The sequence below is a fragment of the Flavobacterium sp. FlaQc-47 genome, from assembly GCF_044006475.1.
Lineage (GTDB): Bacteria > Bacteroidota > Bacteroidia > Flavobacteriales > Flavobacteriaceae > Flavobacterium.
Map to the genome: position 1 here is coordinate 102,578 of NZ_JBIPCQ010000003.1, position 20,176 is coordinate 122,753.

Annotated in this window: 19 protein-coding genes; 8 read left to right on the plus strand and 11 right to left on the minus strand. The window is 33.2% G+C overall.

The genetic code is table 11. The annotated features are described in order from the left end of the window. Positions 1-34: 34 nt before the first annotated feature. From ACHRVX_RS10090 to ACHRVX_RS10100, 3 genes are all read right to left on the minus strand, one after another. On the minus strand, positions 35-2,170 hold the full coding sequence (locus tag ACHRVX_RS10090) for a polyribonucleotide nucleotidyltransferase (RefSeq protein ID WP_395331798.1): 2,136 nt from the start codon (positions 2,168-2,170) through the stop codon (positions 35-37). 222 nt (positions 2,171-2,392) lie between these two features. Continuing rightward, positions 2,393-2,659, minus strand: a complete 267-nt coding sequence (rpsO, locus tag ACHRVX_RS10095) for a 30S ribosomal protein S15 (RefSeq protein ID WP_041516556.1) — start codon at positions 2,657-2,659, stop codon at positions 2,393-2,395. A gap of 165 nt (positions 2,660-2,824) precedes the next feature. After that, positions 2,825-3,280 (minus strand): GAF domain-containing protein, encoded by a 456-nt coding sequence (locus ACHRVX_RS10100; protein WP_395331801.1) that lies wholly within the window; start codon positions 3,278-3,280, stop codon positions 2,825-2,827. A gap of 71 nt (positions 3,281-3,351) precedes the next feature. Between ACHRVX_RS10100 and xrtF the strand changes: the two genes are divergently transcribed. The 6 genes from xrtF (at position 3,352) to ACHRVX_RS10130 (ending at position 8,140) form a co-directional block, all read left to right on the plus strand. Then, positions 3,352-3,888: an exosortase family protein XrtF gene (gene xrtF, locus ACHRVX_RS10105; protein ID WP_395331803.1), complete on the plus strand. Its 537-nt coding sequence runs from the start codon at positions 3,352-3,354 to the stop codon at positions 3,886-3,888. Then, positions 3,878-4,324, plus strand: a complete 447-nt coding sequence (locus ACHRVX_RS10110; RefSeq protein ID WP_395331805.1) for an exosortase F system-associated membrane protein — start codon at positions 3,878-3,880, stop codon at positions 4,322-4,324. Before xrtF ends, ACHRVX_RS10110 begins: the two co-directional genes overlap by 11 nt. A gap of 45 nt (positions 4,325-4,369) precedes the next feature. Next, on the plus strand, positions 4,370-4,768 hold the full coding sequence (locus tag ACHRVX_RS10115; protein ID WP_395331807.1) for an HYC_CC_PP family protein: 399 nt from the start codon (positions 4,370-4,372) through the stop codon (positions 4,766-4,768). Between the two features lie 114 nt (positions 4,769-4,882). Beyond that, positions 4,883-6,889 (plus strand): TonB-dependent receptor plug domain-containing protein, encoded by a 2,007-nt coding sequence (locus tag ACHRVX_RS10120; protein WP_395331809.1) that lies wholly within the window; start codon positions 4,883-4,885, stop codon positions 6,887-6,889. A 95-nt stretch (positions 6,890-6,984) separates the two neighbouring features. Then, positions 6,985-7,329, plus strand: coding sequence for a heavy-metal-associated domain-containing protein (locus tag ACHRVX_RS10125; protein ID WP_395331811.1), 345 nt, complete (start codon positions 6,985-6,987; stop codon positions 7,327-7,329). A 130-nt stretch (positions 7,330-7,459) separates the two neighbouring features. Next, positions 7,460-8,140 carry a DedA family protein gene (locus ACHRVX_RS10130; protein ID WP_395331813.1) on the plus strand — a complete coding sequence of 227 codons (681 nt, stop codon included), beginning with the start codon at positions 7,460-7,462 and terminating at the stop codon, positions 8,138-8,140. A 226-nt stretch (positions 8,141-8,366) separates the two neighbouring features. Here ACHRVX_RS10130 and rodA read toward each other — a convergent pair whose 3' ends face one another. The 6 genes from rodA to purH all read right to left on the minus strand — a co-directional run bounded on the left by rodA (position 8,367) and on the right by purH (position 15,604). Beyond that, on the minus strand, positions 8,367-9,602 hold the full coding sequence (rodA, locus tag ACHRVX_RS10135) for a rod shape-determining protein RodA (protein ID WP_395331815.1): 1,236 nt from the start codon (positions 9,600-9,602) through the stop codon (positions 8,367-8,369). Between the two features lie 14 nt (positions 9,603-9,616). After that, the gene (gene mrdA / locus ACHRVX_RS10140; protein ID WP_395331817.1) at positions 9,617-11,566 is read right to left on the minus strand and encodes a penicillin-binding protein 2; all 1,950 of its coding nucleotides are present in this window, start codon (positions 11,564-11,566) and stop codon (positions 9,617-9,619) included. After that, positions 11,563-12,069, minus strand: a complete 507-nt coding sequence (locus tag ACHRVX_RS10145) for a rod shape-determining protein MreD (RefSeq protein ID WP_395331819.1) — start codon at positions 12,067-12,069, stop codon at positions 11,563-11,565. Before ACHRVX_RS10145 ends, mrdA begins: the two co-directional genes overlap by 4 nt. Continuing rightward, on the minus strand, positions 12,062-12,886 hold the full coding sequence (gene mreC / locus ACHRVX_RS10150) for a rod shape-determining protein MreC (protein WP_395331821.1): 825 nt from the start codon (positions 12,884-12,886) through the stop codon (positions 12,062-12,064). Before mreC ends, ACHRVX_RS10145 begins: the two co-directional genes overlap by 8 nt. Positions 12,887-12,994: 108 nt before the next feature. Beyond that, positions 12,995-14,023, minus strand: a complete 1,029-nt coding sequence (locus ACHRVX_RS10155; protein WP_007804822.1) for a rod shape-determining protein — start codon at positions 14,021-14,023, stop codon at positions 12,995-12,997. A gap of 54 nt (positions 14,024-14,077) precedes the next feature. Then, on the minus strand, positions 14,078-15,604 hold the full coding sequence (gene purH, locus ACHRVX_RS10160; RefSeq protein ID WP_395331823.1) for a bifunctional phosphoribosylaminoimidazolecarboxamide formyltransferase/IMP cyclohydrolase: 1,527 nt from the start codon (positions 15,602-15,604) through the stop codon (positions 14,078-14,080). A 165-nt stretch (positions 15,605-15,769) separates the two neighbouring features. On the opposite strand from purH, the gene ACHRVX_RS10165 reads away from it, so the two are divergent. Continuing rightward, positions 15,770-17,017, plus strand: coding sequence for an ABC transporter permease (locus tag ACHRVX_RS10165; RefSeq protein ID WP_395331825.1), 1,248 nt, complete (start codon positions 15,770-15,772; stop codon positions 17,015-17,017). Positions 17,018-17,113: 96 nt separating this feature from the next. After that, on the plus strand, positions 17,114-18,160 hold the full coding sequence (locus ACHRVX_RS10170; RefSeq protein WP_395331827.1) for an NAD(P)-dependent alcohol dehydrogenase: 1,047 nt from the start codon (positions 17,114-17,116) through the stop codon (positions 18,158-18,160). 383 nt (positions 18,161-18,543) lie between these two features. On the opposite strand, the gene ACHRVX_RS10175 is transcribed toward ACHRVX_RS10170, so the two are convergent. Next, positions 18,544-18,936, minus strand: coding sequence for a helix-turn-helix domain-containing protein (locus ACHRVX_RS10175; RefSeq protein WP_395331829.1), 393 nt, complete (start codon positions 18,934-18,936; stop codon positions 18,544-18,546). A 345-nt stretch (positions 18,937-19,281) separates the two neighbouring features. Continuing rightward, positions 19,282-20,136 carry an acetyl-CoA carboxylase, carboxyltransferase subunit beta gene (gene accD / locus ACHRVX_RS10180; RefSeq protein ID WP_213294720.1) on the minus strand — a complete coding sequence of 285 codons (855 nt, stop codon included), beginning with the start codon at positions 20,134-20,136 and terminating at the stop codon, positions 19,282-19,284. Positions 20,137-20,176 lie beyond the last annotated feature (40 nt).

Below are 20,176 nucleotides of genomic sequence, written 5' to 3' on the forward strand. Positions count from 1 at the left end.
TCTATGAATAAACCTTTAGTAAACTAAGATCTGATTACTCTTTTTTCTCCTCACGTGGAGGTCTTTGAAGAAGTGCTTTTCTTGACACTTTTTCTTTTCTTGTTTTAGGATCAAGTCCTAAATATTTAACTTCAAAAACATCTCCCATGTTAACAACATCAGTAACGTTTTCAGTACGTTCCCAAGCAAGCTCAGATACGTGAAGCAATACTTCATTTCCTGGTGCAGCAGTATATTCAACTACAGCTCCAAAATCAAGCATTTTGATTACTTTAACTTCGTAAGCTTCTCCCATTTGAGGTTTGAAAGTGATAGATTGGATTTTTGCCAATACCGCCTCAATTCCAGCAGGATCTGTACCTAAGATTTCGATAACCCCTTCTTCGTTTACTTCGTTGATTACAATAGTTGTACCTGTAGCTTTTTGTAATTCCTGAATTACTTTTCCACCAGGTCCAATTAATGCTCCAATAAAGTTTCCAGGAATAGTTCTGGTAATGATTTTTGGAGAATGCGCTTTAACATCTGCATTTGGTTTAGCAAGAGTTTCAAGTAATTTTCCTAAAATATGCAAACGTCCATCACGAGCCTGAGCTAAAGCCTGCTCCATGATTTCGTATTTCAATCCGTCAATTTTAATGTCCATTTGACAAGCTGTAATACCTACTGAAGTTCCTGTTACCTTGAAATCCATATCTCCTAAATGATCTTCATCACCTAAAATATCAGATAAAACTGCAAAACGATCACCATCAGTGATTAATCCCATTGCAATTCCGGAAACTGGACGAATCATTTGAATACCAGCATCCATTAATGCTAATGTACCTGCACAAACTGTAGCCATAGAAGATGAACCATTTGATTCCAATACTTCAGAAACAACTCTGATAGTGTATGGATTTTCAGCAGGAATCATGTTTTTCAATGCTCTTTGTGCTAAGTTTCCGTGACCAACTTCTCTTCTTGAAGTTCCTCTTAAAGGACGAGCTTCTCCTGTAGAAAATGGTGGGAAGTTATAGTGTAAATAGAATTTTTCTTCTCCTTGTTCAGATGGTGAATCAATCTGGTTTGCTTCTCTTGATGTTCCTAAAGTTGCAGTTGCCAAAGCTTGAGTTTCTCCACGTGTAAACAATGCAGAACCGTGAACAGATGGTAAATAATCTACTTCACACCAGATAGGTCTGATTTCTGTAGTTTTTCTTCCGTCAAGACGAGTTCCTAAATCTAAAGTTACATTACGAACAGCTTCTTTATTAGTTTTGTAGAAGTATTTTGCAACTAAATCTCCGTTTTCTGCTAATTCTTCTTCTGTAAATAATGCTTTTACTTCCTCTTTTACAGCATCAAATGCAGCAGAACGTTCGTGTTTAGCCGAACCTTTACTTGCAATAGCGTAAATTTTATCATAAGCCGCTGCTTTTACTTTTGCGTAAATAGCATCGTCAGTTTTTTCAGTTTCATAAGTACGAACTTCTTTTTTTCCAAAAGCAGCTGCTAGTCTTTCCTGAGCAGCAATTTGTACTTTAATATGTTCGTGAGCAAATTTAATTGCTTCTAACATTTCAGCTTCTGAGATTTCTTTCATTTCTCCTTCTACCATTGCGATAGAATCAGTTGAAGCTCCAATCATCATATCAATATCTGATAATTCTAATTGTGCGCGAGATGGATTGATGATGAATTTACCGTCAATTCTTCCAACTCTTGCTTCAGAAATTAAAGTTTCAAAAGGAATGTCAGACAAAGCAAGTGCTGCCGAAGCGGCTAATCCTGCTAATGCATCCGGCATTACATCTTCGTCATGAGACATCAACTGAATCATAACCTGAACTTCTGCGTGATAATCACTTGGGAAAAGCGGACGTAAAACACGGTCAACCAATCTCATTGTTAATACTTCGCTGTCGCTAGGGCGAGCTTCTCTCTTGAAGAAACCACCTGGAAAACGACCTGCTGCTGCAAATTTTTCGCGGTAATCTACCGTTAACGGTAAAAAGTCAATACCTGGACTTGCTTTTCTTGATGATACAACTGTTCCTAAAATAACAGTTTTACCAATTCTTACTACTACAGAACCATCAGCTTGTTTTGCTAAACGTCCTGTCTCGATTGTGATGCTTCTGCCATCACCTAAATCGATACTTTCTACAAATAATTGTGGAATCATAAATTTTTTCCTTATGGGTTATACAATGGGTTTTAGTTGTGTTGTAGTTGTTGTGTGTAGTTGTTGTTTATTCTAAAACCCAATGAAAAACCAAACTTTTTAGCCCCCCAACCCCCAAAGGGGGAGCTTATAATTCATAAAAATATCTTTCGATATTCCCCCTTTGGGGGTTAGGGGGCTAAAAACAAAAAGAGGCACTTTCGCACCTCTTTTCTATATTGATTATTTTCTGATATTCAATACTTTGATAATCTCACGATATCTGTTGATCTCTTTCTTTTTCAAGTAATCTAACAACGATCTTCTTTTACCTACTAATAGTACTAGTGAACGCTCTGTGTTATAATCATGACGATTTTTTTTCAAGTGCTCAGTTAAGTGACTAATTCTGTAAGTAAACAATGCGATTTGAGCTTCTGCTTTTCCAGTGTTTGTTGCTTCACCGTGTTGTGCAAAAATCTCTTCTTTTTTCTCTTTAGTTAAATACATTCCAATATTATTTAATGATTTTTATGTATGTCATACATCTTTTGTAAGACCGTGCAAAAATAATACTTTTTTTCCGAAAAAATAAATTTAAAGATTGAAAAATTTGAAGATTTAGCAATTAAGGACTGAAAATCTTTTTATATGAATCTTTAAAAGTCGATTTTTTTAGAATAATTTGGCAACTTCCTCATTTACAAATTCTAAAAACCTTTCGTCAGCTTCAGTAAAAGGGTCAATTACATGGCTGTCAATATCAATTTGACCAATATTTTGTCCGTTTACAAATAAAGGAACCACGATTTCAGACTTTACAGTGAAGCTGCATGCAATATAATTGTCTTGTGCGGCAACATCCGGCACAACAAAATTTGCATTGCTTTCTGCTACTTGTCCGCAAATTCCTTTTCCAAAAGGGATTACAGTATGATCCGTTTCGGCTCCAACATAAGGACCTAAATGTAAAGTTTTAGCCTCGTGATTGGCGAAATAAAACCCAACCCAGTTGTAATATTCTACATTTTCATTTAAAAGTTGGCAGATTGCTAATAATTTTTCGTCTCTAAGAGTATTGCTATCAGCTACAATAGCGCTTATTTTTGGTTGTAATTCCTGAAATGTCATGATGTGAAAATTTTATACAAAAGTATTTAAAGCTAATCTCAAAAAATACATAAATTTGAAAAAAATTTCCATTGAAAAAATACCTTACACAATTTAAACCCTTCCTTATATTTATAAGCACTTTTTTTGCTGCATATATTTTGCTTACAATAGTTTATAAGTTTTATCTGGATTCTTTTAAAACAACTGATGTTGACGGAATAACGTATGTTGTGGGTAAAAATGTAGAACAATTAATGAACTTATTTAATTGTGATATCAAAATCAACGAAAGTATTTCTAATGCCTGGTTAGAAGTTTGGTACAATAAAAAATATGTCATTAGAATTGTTGAAGGCTGTAATGCCGTAAGTATTTTTATTTTGTTTTTTTCGTTTATACTTGCTTTTTCAGGAAAACTCAAAACCACAGTACTTTATATCCTGTTTGGTATTTTATTTATTTACGTCCTTAATGTGGTCCGAATCGCTTTACTGGCAGTTTTATTGTTTCATTTCCCTCAGTACCAACATATATTGCACGGCGTTCTTTTTCCGTTAATTATTTATGGAGCAGTTTTTATTTTATGGGTAATCTGGATCAATAAATTTTCTAAATATGCTAAATAAACTGTTTGAACATAAATTCAAAATCCTGATAGCGTTTATTATTATACTTTGTTTTGGACTTGTACGCGCTTTAGAGAATAAAATATTTTATGATCCGTTTTTAGTTTATTTCGAATCAGATTTTAAAGACTTGCCTTTTCCCGAAGTAGATTCGCTTAAACTATTTTTGGGACTTTTAGTTCGGTTTGTTTTAAATACTGTCTTGTCATTACTCTTAATTTATACTTTATTTCAGGATATTGAAATCTTAAAATTTAGCACATTAATATATGGATTCTTTTTAGTGATACTTTTAGGGATGTTTTTTATCGTTCTTAATTATTTTCCTGACGGAAATTGGCTTCTTTTTTATGTCCGAAGGTTTATTATTCAGCCCATATTTGTCTTGTTATTTATTCCTGCGTTTTATTATCAGCAGCAAAATCTTAAAAAATAACAAATAATTAAATCTTTTTTCAAGTCTTTTAGGTAATTTTGCAACATGAATTTAAAAAAGTGCACAGGATTATTTTTAGCTTTACTCTTGTTGGTTTCCAACATTGGGTTTGCTTTTGATGTGCATTATTGCGGAGGAAAAATTGCTTCTGTTTCATTAAATACTTCGGTTGCTGCATCTCCTGAAAAGAAATGTTGTGGTGCATCTGAAAAAAAATCATCTTGTTGTAAAGACAAAGTAGTTCATTTTGAGAAAAAATCCGATAATGCAACCATTAAGTTTTTCTTTTTTCAGTTTGCATTTCCAGCCGTAATTCAGGAATTTAGACCAATTGCTTTTTTATCAATCCCAAATTTCAAAAGTAATCAGATCATTTCGTATTATTCTGATGCGAATGCACCTCCGTTATACAAGTTATACAGACAATATATTTTTTACGCCTGATTTTAATGTTTAGAATCAAACCTTTTTGTGGTTTGTAATGTGCTGTTTTTTACTTTCTGATTTATTCAGGAAAGTTTTAAAAACAGAATTTTCTAAATAATTAAAATCTTTTTTATGCAAAAACATCTTATGCTTTTGGGTATGATTTTACTTTCTGTCTCTGCTTTTTCGCAAGAAGATTTAGAGGAAGTAAAAATCACCAAAAAGCAAAAAGGACTTAAAAAATCCTATACGCTTACCGCTAACACCACTATGATTACCAGCAAAGAGTTACTAAAAGCTGCTTGCTGTAATCTGGCTGAAAGTTTCGAAACAAACCCATCAATTGATGTCAATTTTTCTGACGCCCTGACCGGAACCAAACAAATAAAAATGCTTGGTTTAACAAGTCCGTATTTAATGATTACCGAAGAAAATATCCCTTCGGTACGTGGAGCTTCTCAGGCATATGGATTATCATTTACACCTGGAACATGGATAGAAAGTGTACAGATTACTAAAGGCGCCGGAAGTGTTATTAATGGTTACGAGAGTATTTCAGGACAAATCAATACTGAACTTTTAAAACCTTTGAGTGATATTCCGTTCTTTTTAAACGTATATGGTTCAACTGATGCTCGTTTTGAGATAAATACACATTTTAATAAAAAGTTATCTGATAAATGGGCAACCAGTTTGTTTGTTCATGGAAATGCCCGTGTTGCAAAAAATGACATGAACGATGATGGTTTTCTGGATAATCCGTTAGGGAAACAAATTAATGTCCTGAATCGTTATCAATATTACAACCCTGAAAGTGGTGTGGTTAGTTTTATCAATTTCAGATATATGAATGATAAAAAACAAACCGGAGAAGTTGATTTTGATAAAGACAGAGATCGCGGAACGACAAATTTTTGGGGTTCAGAAATCAACACAGAACGTTTTGATCTTTCTACAAAAATTGGGTATGTTTTTAAAGATATGCCTTATCAAAGTATAGGTTTTCAGAATGCTTTTAATAGTCATAATCAGAATTCTTATTTTGGTCTGAATTTATATGATATTAAGCAAAATAGTTTTTATTCGAATTTGATATTCAATTCGATTATCAACAACACGATGCACAAATTCTCGACAGGTTTGAATTTTACATACGATCAATATCAGGAGTTTGTAAACGTGAATGATTATAGCAGAATTGATAACTCAGTTGGAGCATTTTTTGAATATACATATGATAATGCCGATAATTTTAGTCTGATTTTAGGCGGAAGAGTTGATAATCATAATCGTTTGGGCTTTTTTGTAACACCTCGTCTGCACATGAGATACAATCCGTGGAAAGATGGAGTAATTCGTTTCTCTGCCGGAAGGGGAAAACGTTCTGCGAATATTTTTGCAGAGAACCAACAATTGTTTGCTAGTTCAAGATCGTTTTCGATTTTAGATACAAATGGAAAAATTTATGGTTTAAATCCTGAAATTGCATGGAACTATGGCGTAAGTTTTTCTCAGAAATTTAAAATTTTCAATAAAAATGCCGAAGCTGGATTTGATTTCTATCGAACTGATTTTCAGAATCAGGCCGTCGTCGATTTGATGGAAAGTCCACAGCAGGTTTCTTTTTATAATTTAAGAGGAAATTCGTTTGCAAATAGTTTACAGGTTGAATTTAACTATGAGCTTGCTCATAATTTCAATTTAAGAACAGCATACAAATATTATGATATCCAGACAGATTATTTAACCGGTACTTTTCAACGTCCGTTACAATCAAAACATCGTTTTTTAGGAAATCTGGAATACGAAACAAATCTCAATGACAGTAAACAATGGAAGTTTGATTATACTTTTAATTGGTCTGGAAAACAGCAATTACCTTACACGGCATCAAATCCTGTTGAAGATCAGTTTCCGGATTTCTCACCTTCATACGCAGTTATGAATGTTCAGGTTACCAGAGTTATTTCACCGGTTTTAGAAGTGTATGTTGGCGGAGAAAACATTGGGAATTATAAACAGGAAAAAGCAATTTTGGGTTCCGAAGATCCTTTTGGACCTAATTTTGATGCATCAATCGCATACGCGCCAATTTTTGGACAAATGTATTATGCAGGATTACGATTTAAAATAAAATAAAGAATTCAATTTCAAAAATCAATTTAAATAACAGTACAATATTAAATAAAATGAAATCACCGATTCACGAATACAAAAAAAACAATAAAAAAAGCATGAGTACAAATTTAATTTTAATTGCAATGATCACTTTTTTAGGCTTTTCAGCTCAGGCTCAGACTAAAAAAAATAAAAATTTAAAATACACTACAGAGGTAAATGGTAATTGTGAGCAATGCAAAAAACGTATTGAAAAGGCGGCTTTTAGTGTTCCTGGAGTAAAAACAGCGACTTGGGATATTAGTTCCCATCAATTAGCAGTGATTTTAAATGAAGAAAAATCATCTTCAACAGATTTAAACACTGCGATCGCTAAAGTAGGGCATGATACTAAGGATGTTAAGGCAACAGAGGCCGATTATGATAATTTACATGCTTGCTGCAAGTATGTAAGAGAATAATAATGTTAAGGGACCAAGTGTAAAACTTGGGCTTTTCAATAGTTAATTTATCTTTAAAATATAGCATTTTATTGGTGTTGAAGCAAATTATTGTTAATTTCACGAACTTATAAATATAACCAACGCATTTATGAATAATTTTGATTGGACGCAATTAATCAACCCCGAATTTTATATAACATTAAGTATCGGAGGTTTTCAAATTGGTTTATTTATTGTTTTGTTTATAGTATTTGCTGAAACAGGACTTTTTGCAGGTTTCTTTCTTCCCGGAGATAGTTTGCTTTTCTTGGCAGGGATTTACAGTCGTGACTTAATGTTGAATGTTGTTGATATTCCGTCTGATTTTTTGAACGTTTTTTTACTTTCAACTTTAGTTGCAATAATGGGCGTTTTAGGTAATATGACAGGATATTGGTTTGGAGCAAAAAGCGGTTATTATTTATTTAAAAAGGAAGATACTTTTTGGTTCAAGAAAAAGTACTTATTACAATCAAAAGATTTCTTTGAAAAGTATGGTGGGAAAGCGATTATTTATGCGCGTTTTCTTCCAATATTCAGAACATTCGCTCCTATTATTGCAGGAATAGTTTCTATGGATAAAAAGAAGTTCATGTTCTATAATGTTTTAAGTTCTTTTTTATGGTCTTTCATCTTGATTTTTGCGGGTCATTATTTATACGGCGTATTTTTAAAACAAGGAATTGATCTAAAACATCATATCGAATACATCATTATTATAATCGTTATTATTTCTACATTCCCGGTTTTAGTAAAACTTTTAAAAAAGAGACCAAGCGAAAAGATTTAATTAAAAACAGGTCATAAAAAAAGTCCGAAGTTTTAAACTTCGGACTTTTTTTATGCTTGAAAATGATTTGAGAAATCATTTAAGAAGGTTGTCAAGACTATTATATATGTTGTTAATTTATTGATTTTAAAGTGCTGGCTAAATTAAAGTCTGACTATTTGTGTTTCTGTTTATGAAGACAATTATCAAGTTGGATTTTGGGTTTTATATTAGAATTTCCTTAATATTACCACTCATTAACTTTATTAGCATCCATCTTCAGGAAGATAAACAGCAAAATAGTGAATCCCCAAAGTCCGGAACCTCCGTATGAAAAGAAGGGCAGGGGCACTCCAATTGTCGGGAAAATCCCGATTACCATTGCTATGTTTACAAAAAAGTGAGTGAATAAAATTCCGGCAACGCAATAACCATAAACCCTGCTGAATTTTGTCTTTTGTCTTTCTGCCAAATAAATAACTCTCAAAAATAAACCCACAAAAAGAATTATAACCACTAAAGAACCTGCAAAACCCCATTCTTCACCAACTGTGGTAAAAATGTAATCTGTATGTTGCTCAGGTACAAATCCTCCTTTAGTTTGAGTTCCTTCGAGGAAACCTTTTCCTATCCAGCCTCCTGAACCAATAGCGATTTCGGATTGATTAGTATTATATCCAATACCTTTCATATCGACCGTTTTACCTAATAATATATTAAAACGATCACGGTGATGCTGCTTGAAAATATTATCAAAAACATAATCTACAGATAATACAAAGGCAGAAATAATGGCGAGTAAAATACCGCTTAAAAGAATGTTTCGATCGACGGCCCGTCCTTTAAAATGTATGATTATTAAAACTCCCAAAGCAATTAAAATAACGGCGTAAGGTTCTAAAACGAGCGTTAATACAAATAATAAAATAGTAATAAAACCAGTCCAGACATACCATGAAGGCAATCCTTCTCTATAAAGGACAACAATAAAAATACTATATATTAAAGCACTTCCGGGATCGGGTTGAGGCAAAATTAGTAATACAGGTAAAAAAACAATAGCTAATGCCTGAACTTGCCTGTTTACATCTTTCAGGTTTATTTGTGTGTCACTTAAGTATTTTGCCAATGCTAATGATGTTGCAGCTTTTGCAAATTCAGAGGGCTGTAAAGTGAAACTTCCTATCGCGTACCAACATCTTTGACCGGCAATTGTTTTTCCAAAAAGAAATAAACCGGCTAATGATAATAGTGAAACTCCAAAAATGATGCTGGCATATTTTTCATAAAACTTTCCATCAACAAAAAGCACCACGAAAATCAAAGGAATTGTACATCCTATGAAAATTAGTTGTTTTTGATAAGTTCCTTCCGTTGATAATAGTGATGAAGAATAGATGTTTAGCCACCCTAATATCACTAACGAAATGTAGATAAAAACGCTTATCCAGTCAATGTTATTTTTTACACTTTGATTTTTCATTTGAAATAATCTTATTAGTTTTCTTTAATGGTGTCTACAGGAATATTTTTAATTTCTGCTTTTGGTTTAACGATTTTAGCTTTCATAACAGAATCTTTTGGAGTGGATTCAATTGCGCTGGCTTCCGTCATTCCTCCTAATTTTGCATATTCGCTTGCTAAACTCTTGTTGAGCACACGAATTTCTAAATCATTTCTTGTAATTTTCTTTCTTAGATATTTTTCAATCATTAAACTAGCAATTGGTCCAGCAACTGTAGCACCAAAACCTCCGTTTTCAATCATAATTGCGATAGCAATTTTAGGATTGTCTTTTGGAGCAAAAGCCACAAAAATAGAGTGATCTTTAAGTTTTGTCCTAACTCCGTCAATTTTAGCGTAGTTTTCAGCTGTTCCTGTTTTTCCACAAATATCAATACCTTCTACGCGAAGTGCATGTGCAGTTCCCATATTATAAACATCAAATAAACCGCTGATTACCGGAGGAAAATACTTTTTGTCAATTGTAGTTTCATGCTTGGTAGTAAATTTAGCGTCTATTTTTTTTCCTTCAATCTTTTTAATGATATGAGGTGTATAATAATAACCTTGATTGGCAACCGTAGCCATCATATTGGCCAACTGAATAGGTGTCATTAAAACCTCACCCTGACCAATAGCATTCGATACAATAGTTGTACTTCTCCAGCCACCGTTAGGATAGATTTTTTTATAGGTTTTAGATGTTGGTACATTTCCTTTTTTACCAATTGGTAAGTCATATCCCATAAACTGACCAAGTCCAAAACTTTTTACGTGATCGCTCCAAACATCAACTGCTTTACCCGGATTGTTATATTTGTTGATAGTCAACATATACGCCTGTGCAAAGTAGGTGTTACAGGAGTTATAAATTCCGTTATGTAATTGATGGGGACCAAAACCGTGACATTTCATAAAACGACCTCGACCGTAGCTAAATCCATGATGACACATAAAAGTAGTTTGCTCGTTAATTACACCTTCCTGCAAAGCCACTAAACCGGTTAAGATTTTAAATGGAGAACCTGGAGGATATTCTGCTAAAAGTCCTCTGTCGTATAATGGTTTTGCTATTGAATCGTGGTATAAAAGAGTGTAATTTTTAGATCTTTGTCTTCCAACAAGAATTCCCGGATCATAAGATGGCGCAGTAACTAATGCCAATATCTCACCTGTTTTAGGTTCTATGGCAACAATTCCTCCTCTTTTATTGATCATTAATTCCTCACCGTATTTTTGAAGTTCAGCATCAATTGTTAGATTAATGTCTTCTCCGGCTACGGCAATAGTATCGTATTTACCCTCTTTATAAGAGCCGATTTCTCTGTTGTATTTGTCTTTTTGAATGTATTTTACACCTTTTATACCGCGTAAAATTTCTTCATAACTTTGTTCAACTCCTTGTTGACCTATTAAATCCCCACTATTATAGTATGGGTTTTTAGCAATTAGTCCTTCGGTTACCTGAGTAATGAAACCAAAAATGTTAGCACCATAATCTACTTCATAATCACGAAGAGAACGTTTTTGGAAATAAAAACCTTCATATTTTCTGATTTTTTCCTGGAAAGCGGCAAATTCATTTTTGTTTAACTGAGATAAAAATACAGAAGGCAATCGCGGACTATAGACTTTAGCTTTTGCGATTCTTTTATCGTAGTCTTCTTTTGTAATGTTTAGTAAAGTACAGAATTCATTAACATTCAGGTTTTCCTTGATTTCTCTGGGGATAACCATAATATCATAAGAAGCCTGATTAGCAACTAGTAATTTGCCATTTCTATCGTAGATATAACCTCTTTCCGGATAGTCATACTGTTTCTTTATTGCGTTATTTTCTGATTTTAATTTAAAAGAATCATCTACAATTTGCAAATAAAATACCCTCATCACCAGCAAAGATGCTGCGATAATAATTAAAGAGGGCAGCAGTACTTTTCTCATCGTTTATTGGGCTTAATAAGGTAAATTATTATAATTGAGGTGATTATTGTAAATATAGAACTAAATAATGTTCGGAGTAAAATGTCCCAGATAAATTTGAATTCAAATGCCTCTAGTATGAATAGTACAATATGATGTAACACAACTGATACTAAAATAAATGAAAATCGTTCAGGGGTTAAAGATTCGTTTAGTTTGATAGTTTGGTATTCATAACTTAATCCAAATGAAAATTTAAAAATATAAGGTCTGTAATACGCCAGAATAACACATGCCGTGGCGTGAATTCCGCCGGAATTACAAAACATATCCATTGTTAATCCAAGCAAAAAGCTGGAAAATATTAAACCTGCTCTATTGCTGTTTACCGGATACAAAATAATGTACAAGATATATGGAAAGGGACTTATGTACCCTAAAAAATTCATATTATTGAAAATAACAACCTGAATTGTTAGTAACATAATAAATCGAAAAATATTGACTAACAAAGCGCTATTCATCTTTTTCCTTTTTTTCTAAATTAATAAGTTCATCTCTATCCTTACTCTTAATAATATATACGTGTCCTAAATTTGTCATGTCATTAAATAACTTAACATCTATAACGTAATAACTAGTACCTGTTTTAATGTATATTTTGTCGACTGTACCAATGTTAATTCCTTCAGGAAAAATCACAGATTGACCGCCGGTAACAATTGTATCGCCTTTTCTAATAGAAGCTAGTCTGGGAACATCCTCAAGCTGAACAACTCCGGTGCTCTTTCCGTTCCAGGTTAAAGAACCAAAATGATTGGATTTTTTTAATTTGGCATTAATGTGTGATTTCATATTCAAAATACTTATCACTGTTGAGTATCTTGGTGAAGTATTGTCAATTACGCCAATAATACCTAAGCTGTTGATAACACCCATATCTGGTTTTATGCCATCATTAGCGCCGGAATTTAATGTAATGTAATTTTCGTGTGTATTGTACGAGTTATGAATCACTTTTGAAACAATAATATCGGCAGGTTTTACTCCCTTAATGCTGTCTGGTAAAGGTGCTTTTGTGGTATCTTCTTTATTAAATAAAAGACTTTTTAATCTTGCGTTTTCAAGTACCAGTTCGTCATTTTCGGTTCTTAAATTCAAATATTCATTTACATGATTAATTTTTTCATAAACACCGCCGCTTAAAAAATTAGCGGAACTGATTACTCTGCTTTTATGAAAGGAATGAGATTGAATTGTGAGTGCCAACGAAATACCTAAAAGCAGCAAAAACAGCAATCGATTACTGTTTCTTATAATAAAATTAAAAATTTGCTGCATTTCTTGTTCGGTTATTTTGTTTCAGGATATGCTATTAAGTTTCAAATTTTATAAAAGTCAAATTCGATCAATTTGACTTTTATAAAAATATATTTGATTATGTGAATCTTATTTAATTAAGATACTTTTGAATTTTGCAATGTTTTTAAGTGCCATTCCTGTTCCACGAACTACAGCTCTTAACGGATCTTCGGCAATATATACCGGTAAATCTGTTTTTTGTGAAATACGTTTGTCAAGACCTCTTAACATAGATCCTCCACCGGCTAAATAAATACCAGTGTTGTAAATATCTGCAGCTAATTCTGGAGGAGTTTGAGATAACGTTTCCATTACAGCATCTTCAATACGCTGAATCGATTTGTCTAATGCTTTTGCAATTTCTCTATAAGAAACATCAACTTGTTTAGGTTTACCGGTAAGTAAATCTCTACCCTGAACTGACATATCTTCCGGAGGACCATCTAAATCTTCGATAGCAGCTCCAATTTGAATTTTTATTTTTTCAGCAGTACTTTCTCCCACAAAAAGATTGTGTTGAGTACGCATGTAATAAACAATATCATTTGTAAAAACGTCACCTGCAATTTTCACAGATTTGTCACATACAATTCCGCCTAAAGCGATAACTGCGATTTCAGTAGTACCACCACCAATATCAACAATCATGTTTCCTTTTGGCTGCATAATATCGATACCAATACCAATTGCTGCTGCCATTGGCTCATGAATTAAGTACACTTCTTTTCCGTTTACTCTTTCACAAGATTCTTTTACAGCTCTCATCTCCACTTCAGTAATACCAGACGGAATACATACTACCATGCGTAAAGCCGGAGTAAACATTCTTTTCTTCAAAGCCGGTATACTTTTGATGAACATGTTGATCATCTTTTCCGAAGCATCGAAATCGGCAATAACACCATCCTTCAAAGGCCTTATGGTTTTGATATTTTCATGCGTCTTACCTTGCATCATATTGGCTTCCTTACCAACAGCAATGATTTTGCCTGATATTCGATCACGTGCAACGATTGACGGACTATCAATAACAACTTTATCATTATGTATGATTAAAGTGTTTGCGGTACCAAGGTCTATCGCAATATCCTCGGTCATGAAATCAAAAAATCCCATAAGTTTTTTAGGGGTTTAAAATGTTATAAATTATTTTGAACAAAGTTAAACAAATTAATGTTTAAAATGACGTGTTCCTGTAAATACCATTGCAAGATTATTTTCGTTGCAATAATTTATGCTTAATTCGTCTTTTATTGAACCTCCGGGCTGAATTACTGCCGTAATTCCTGCATTTTTAGCTAATTCTACACAATCCGGAAACGGGAAAAATGCATCGCTCGCCATTGAAGCGCCGGTTAAATCAAATCCAAAAGCTTTTGCTTTATCTACAGCTTGTACTAAAGCGTCAACTCTTGATGTCTGACCTGTACCTGAGGAAATTAATGTTCCGTTTTTTGCAAAAACAATCGTGTTTGATTTTGTGTTTTTACAGATTTTAGATGCAAAAATTAAATCTTCTATTTCCTGAGCAGTAGGTTCAGTAATTGTAACGGTTTTTAAATGCTCTTTAGTATCTGTAATATTATTTCTGTCCTGAATTAACAAACCGTTAAGACATGTTCTCACTTGTCTTGAAGGTAATTCAACTTCATTTTGAACTAATATAATTCTGTTTTTCTTTTCTTGTAAAACTGCAATTGCGTCATCATCATAACTTGGAGCAATTACCACTTCACAAAATAATTTATTGATTTCCTGGGCAGTAGCTAAATCAATTTTAGTGTTTGCAATCAAAACTCCGCCAAAAGCAGAAGTTGGGTCACAAGCCAAAGCTGCTAAATAAGCTTCGCTGATTGTTTTTCTTGAAGCCAGACCACAAGCATTATTATGTTTTAAAATAGCAAAAGTTGGACCGTCAGTTTTGAACTCATTGATTAAGTTTACCGCCGCGTCAACATCTAAAAGGTTGTTGTATGACAATTCTTTTCCGTGAACTTTTTTGAACATAGCATCAAAATCTCCAAAAAAGAAACCTTTTTGATGCGGATTTTCTCCGTATCTTAAAATTTGTCCACCTTCAATACTTTCTTTATAAATCGTCTCGTCAGTGTTGAAATAATTAAAAATGGCACCATCGTAATGAGATGAAACGTGGAAAGCTTTTGTAGCAAGCAATCTTCTGTTTTCAAGAGTTGTTGCTCCGTTTTGCTCTGTAATTAAATCAAGAAGCAAGCTGTATTCGTTTACAGAAGCCACAATTACAGTGTCTTTGAAATTTTTTGCACCGGCACGGATTAATGAAATTCCGCCAATATCAATTTTTTCAATAATATCCTGTTCGCTCGCGCCTGAAGCAACCGTTTTTTCAAACGGATATAAATCAACAATAACCAAATCAATCTGAGGAATATCAAATTCCTTCATTTGTTGAACATCACCTTCGTTATCCTGACGGTTTAAGATTCCTCCAAAAATTTTAGGGTGTAACGTTTTTACTCTTCCTCCAAGAATTTCAGGAAATGAAGTAATATCTTCAACCGGAACTACAGGAATTCCAAGGTTTTTTATAAAATCTTCTGTTCCTCCAGTCGAATAAAGTGTTACGTTTTGTTCATGTAATTTTCGAACGATTGGCTCTAGTCCATCTTTCGAAAAAACAGATATTAATGCAGATTGTATTGTTTTAGTTGTGTTCATTGTGTAGTTATGATTTTCAGACTGCAAAAGTAGTTTTTTTAAATATTATTTTAAAGAAAATTAATGTAACATTATGCTAAATAAATCTACTTATGAGTAAGTTAACTTTTATTAGGTTTTTGATTTTAATTTATTGAATTTTACTTTACTGAAAAATACACATATATGCTGGTTTATCTAAGGTTATTAAAAGAAAGTTTTCGCTTTGCCATAAACGCTTTGCGAAATAATAAATTACGTACCTTATTGTCCCTGTTAGGGGTTACGATTGGAATTTTCTCAATTATTGCAGTTTTGGCAGCAGTAGATTCTTTAGATAGAAAAATTTCAAAAGACTTGAGCAGCTTAGATAAAAACACGATTTATTTAATGAAATACTGTTTCGGACCTTCTGAAATTCCGCAATGGAAAAGGGAACAGTTTCCCAATGTAAAATATGATGAATATGTCAGTTTAAAAAATTCATTAAATAATACGGATCAGGTCGCTTATCAGCTTTTTGTAAATCATGAAACCTTAAAATATGATTCAAAAACAGTTAGTGATGTGAATATTGTTCCTTCGTCAAGCGAAATGGTCGATATCGAAGGATTGAGTTTTGATAAAGGAAGATTTTACAATGAATCCGAATCAAATTCAGGAAGCGCCGTTATTGTTTTGGGATATGATATTGCCGAAGGACTTTTTGGAACAAGTGATCCCATCGGAAAAAATATTCGTCTATACGGACAGCGTTTTACAGTTATTGGTGTAATTAAAAAACAAGGTGCCGGATTTTTTGGAGATAGTAATGATACATCGGTTTATTTGCCAACAAATTTTTTACGCAGAATGTATGGCGACAGCGATTCGATGACTCCTGTAATTGTTTTAAAACCTGTAAAAGGTGTTGATATGGCTGCTTATAAAGCCGAAGTTGCTCAAAAACTTAGGGCAATTCGCGGGATGAAAGCGGGGGAGTCTGATAATTTCTTTATTAATGTACTTTCCGGATTTACTGATTTTGTCGATGGAATTCTGGGAAGTTTACGATTTGGAGGAATATTTATTAGTTTCTTCTCTTTCCTGGTTGGAGGTTTTGGTGTGGCCAATATTATGTTTGTTTCGGTAAAAGAACGTACTAATTTAATAGGTATTCAAAAATCATTAGGAGCAAAGAATCGATTTATATTGTTTCAGTTTTTGTTTGAAGCTGTTATACTTTGTTTAATTGGCGGAATTATTGGTTTAATAATTGTTTTTCTAATGTCTGTTCTGTTAACCAATTTATTAGATTTTGAATTTGTTTTAAGTCTCTGGAATGTAATTATTGGTGCAGGATTATCAATTTTGGTTGGAGTGATTTCGGGAATCTTACCTGCAATTTCCGCAGCAAAATTAGATCCGGTTGAAGCTATTAGAACCGGAATGTAAATCTAAAAAGTTAAAGTCATTTTTTAGAACTTCAAAGTTTGCTTTATTGTTCAATATTGTTGTAATTTTAATAGCTTAAATTAAAAAAATAATAATATGATACCAGTAAAAGCGTATGCAGCCTATGATGCCGAAAATCCTTTAAAACCTTATACGTTTGAACGAAAGGAAGTTGGTGCTCATCAGGTTCAAATAGATATTTTATACAGTGGTGTTTGTCACTCAGATATTCATACTGCAAAAGGTGATTGGGGACCTGTAAACTACCCGTTAGTTCCGGGACATGAAATTGTAGGTCGAATTGTTGCTGTTGGTAGCGAAGTATCTAAATTTAAAGTTGGAGAATTAGCAGGAGTAGGTTGTTTTGTTGATTCATGCAGAGTTTGTCCAAGTTGTCAATCTGGCGAAGAGCAATTTTGTGATGAAGGAATGACAGGAACGTACAACAGTGTTGAAAGAGGAACTGATATTCCAACTCGCGGAGGATATTCTACCAGTATAATTGTTGACGAAAGTTACACACTTCATGTTTCTGAAAAATTAGACATCAAAGGAGTTGCTCCATTATTATGTGCCGGAATTACTACTTATTCACCTTTAAAATATTTAAAAGTAGGTAAAGGTCATAAAGTTGGAGTTTTAGGACTTGGAGGTTTAGGGCATATGGCAGTTAAATTTGCAGTTGCTTTTGGTGCCGAAGTTACAATGTTAAGTCATTCTCCATCAAAAGAAGCTGATGCTAAAAAATTAGGAGCGCATCATTTTGCACTGACTTCAAATCCTGAAACTATGGAATCTTTAGCAAATAGTTTTGACTTTATCCTGAATACTGTTTCGGCAAAACACGATCATAACGCTTACCTGAATTTACTAACCACAAACGGAACCATGATTGTAGTTGGAGCTCCGCCGGCACCGGCTGAAATTCCTGTTTTTACTTTAATCATGAAAAGAAGAAGTATTATAGGAAGTTTAATTGGCGGAATCAAAGAAACTCAGGAAATGTTAGATTACTGTGCAGAACATAATATTACATCAGATGTTGAAATAATAGATATGTCGTACATTAACGAAGCTTACGATCGTATGAATAAAAGCGATGTAAAATACCGTTTTGTAATTGATATGGCTTCGCTTAAATAGGTTTTCTTTAAGGTTCAAAGTTGCAGAGGTTCAAAGGCTCAAAGGTTTTTAATCTAATATAAAGTTTCGGAGGAACGATTTATATTGTAGGGACGGATTTTAATCCATTCTTCGCAATCCATCGCAATTATCGCAATATTGCCATTTCTAGCAACAATATGTATTGTAGAGACGGAATTTATTCCGTTGAAATTGGGTTGAAATTCCACAATATATATCTAAGCTTTTAGTTGAATTGCCTCCAGCTTTAGCTGGAGATTTAAATGCAGACAAAGAACAGGCTTTAGCCAAATAATACTCGGAAAGAAAATCTATTATATAAAAAAATCCTGAGAAAATATTTCTCAGGATTTTTTTTGCAATCAATATATCTTTTCAGAATCTTATTTTTCTCTTAGCAATTTTTCTAAATACTCAACTTTTTCTTTTTCTGTTTGAATCATACGCTCGTAAAGTTCAATTACTTTATCCAATGGATTGAATGAACAATTAACAGGATTATTTATTCCATTAGCAGTGCTATTGTCATAAAAGCTATTAAAATAATTAATCATATTTTCTTCGGTAAAATTTTTTATAGCTTCAACACTTACTCCAAGTGCTTGAGCTACTTCTAAAAGCCTTTCATCTTCTATAGTTTCGCTGTTTTCTATTGCAGATATAGTTTGTTGAGATATTCCTAAAGCTTGTGCCAATGCTTCTTGCTTCATGTCTTTCAGTTCACGAATACGGCTAATTTTTCGCCCTATATGATTTGGTTTTGTTGCTGTGCTCATAATTCAAAGATATTTATATTTCTTTAAAAAAAATAGGTTTTGGTAAAAAACAAGTCAAATTATGTTTGATACATTTTTCGTGTAAAACTATTCTAAAATTTGATACCGAAACAAAAGTACACTTTTTCTTATAGCAATTAATTGTTTGAGATTATAAAATAATAGGTTCAGAAAATTCCGTAGGAATGAAATGTTTGTAACAAAGTCCCTCTAGCTAAGAGATCATTTCGTTACTATTCAAACCGGACGCGTTCAGAAGTTCCGGAGGAACGACATATTTATAGAATAAAAAAAATCCCATTTGCCGTAGCAAATAGGATTTTATATGTTTTAGAAGTTTGAAAACTATCTAATTGTATTGTTTTGAATCAAATCAATATATAAGTTAATCTTATCTTTCAATTCTTTTCTTGGTGTGATAAAGTCAAGGAAACCGTGCTCTAAAAGAAATTCAGCGGTTTGAAAACCTTCAGGTAAATCTTTTCCTGTAGTGTCACGAACAACACGAGGACCAGCAAAACCAATCAAAGCACCTGGCTCAGAGATATTGATATCTCCTAACATGGCGTATGATGCAGTTGTTCCTCCGGTAGTTGGATCTGTACATAATGAGATGTAAGGTAAACCAGCTTCGGCAAGTTGCGCCAGTTTTACAGATGTTTTAGCTAATTGCATTAACGAATAAGCCGCTTCCATCATACGGGCACCACCAGATTTAGAGATCATTACAAATGGTAATTTGTTTTTAATCGCGTGATTAATACCTCTTGCAATTTTTTCTCCAACAACAGCTCCCATAGATCCACCAATAAAGGCAAAATCCATACAACAAATAACAAGTTCTTTTCCTTTAGATTTTCCCACTCCGGTACGCACAGCGTCTTTAAGGTGAGTTTTCTCCATTACATCTTTCAATCTTTCTGCATATTTTTTTGTGTCCACAAAATGCAAAGGATCTTTTGATGTCATGTTTTTATCTAATTCAACAAATTCGTTATTGTCAAATAAAATTTCAAAATAGGTTGCGCTTCCAATTCTAACGTGAAAATCATCTTCGGGACTAACAAATAAGTTTCTGGCTAATTCGTCAGCGTCAATAATTTTTCCGGTAGGAGATTTGTACCACAATCCTTTCGGAACGTCCATCTTATCTTCTGTAGCGGTCGTAATCCCTTTTTCCTGTCTTTTAAACCAAGCCATATTTATTAATTTTGTTGTTTCAGGTTTCAAGTTTCAAGTT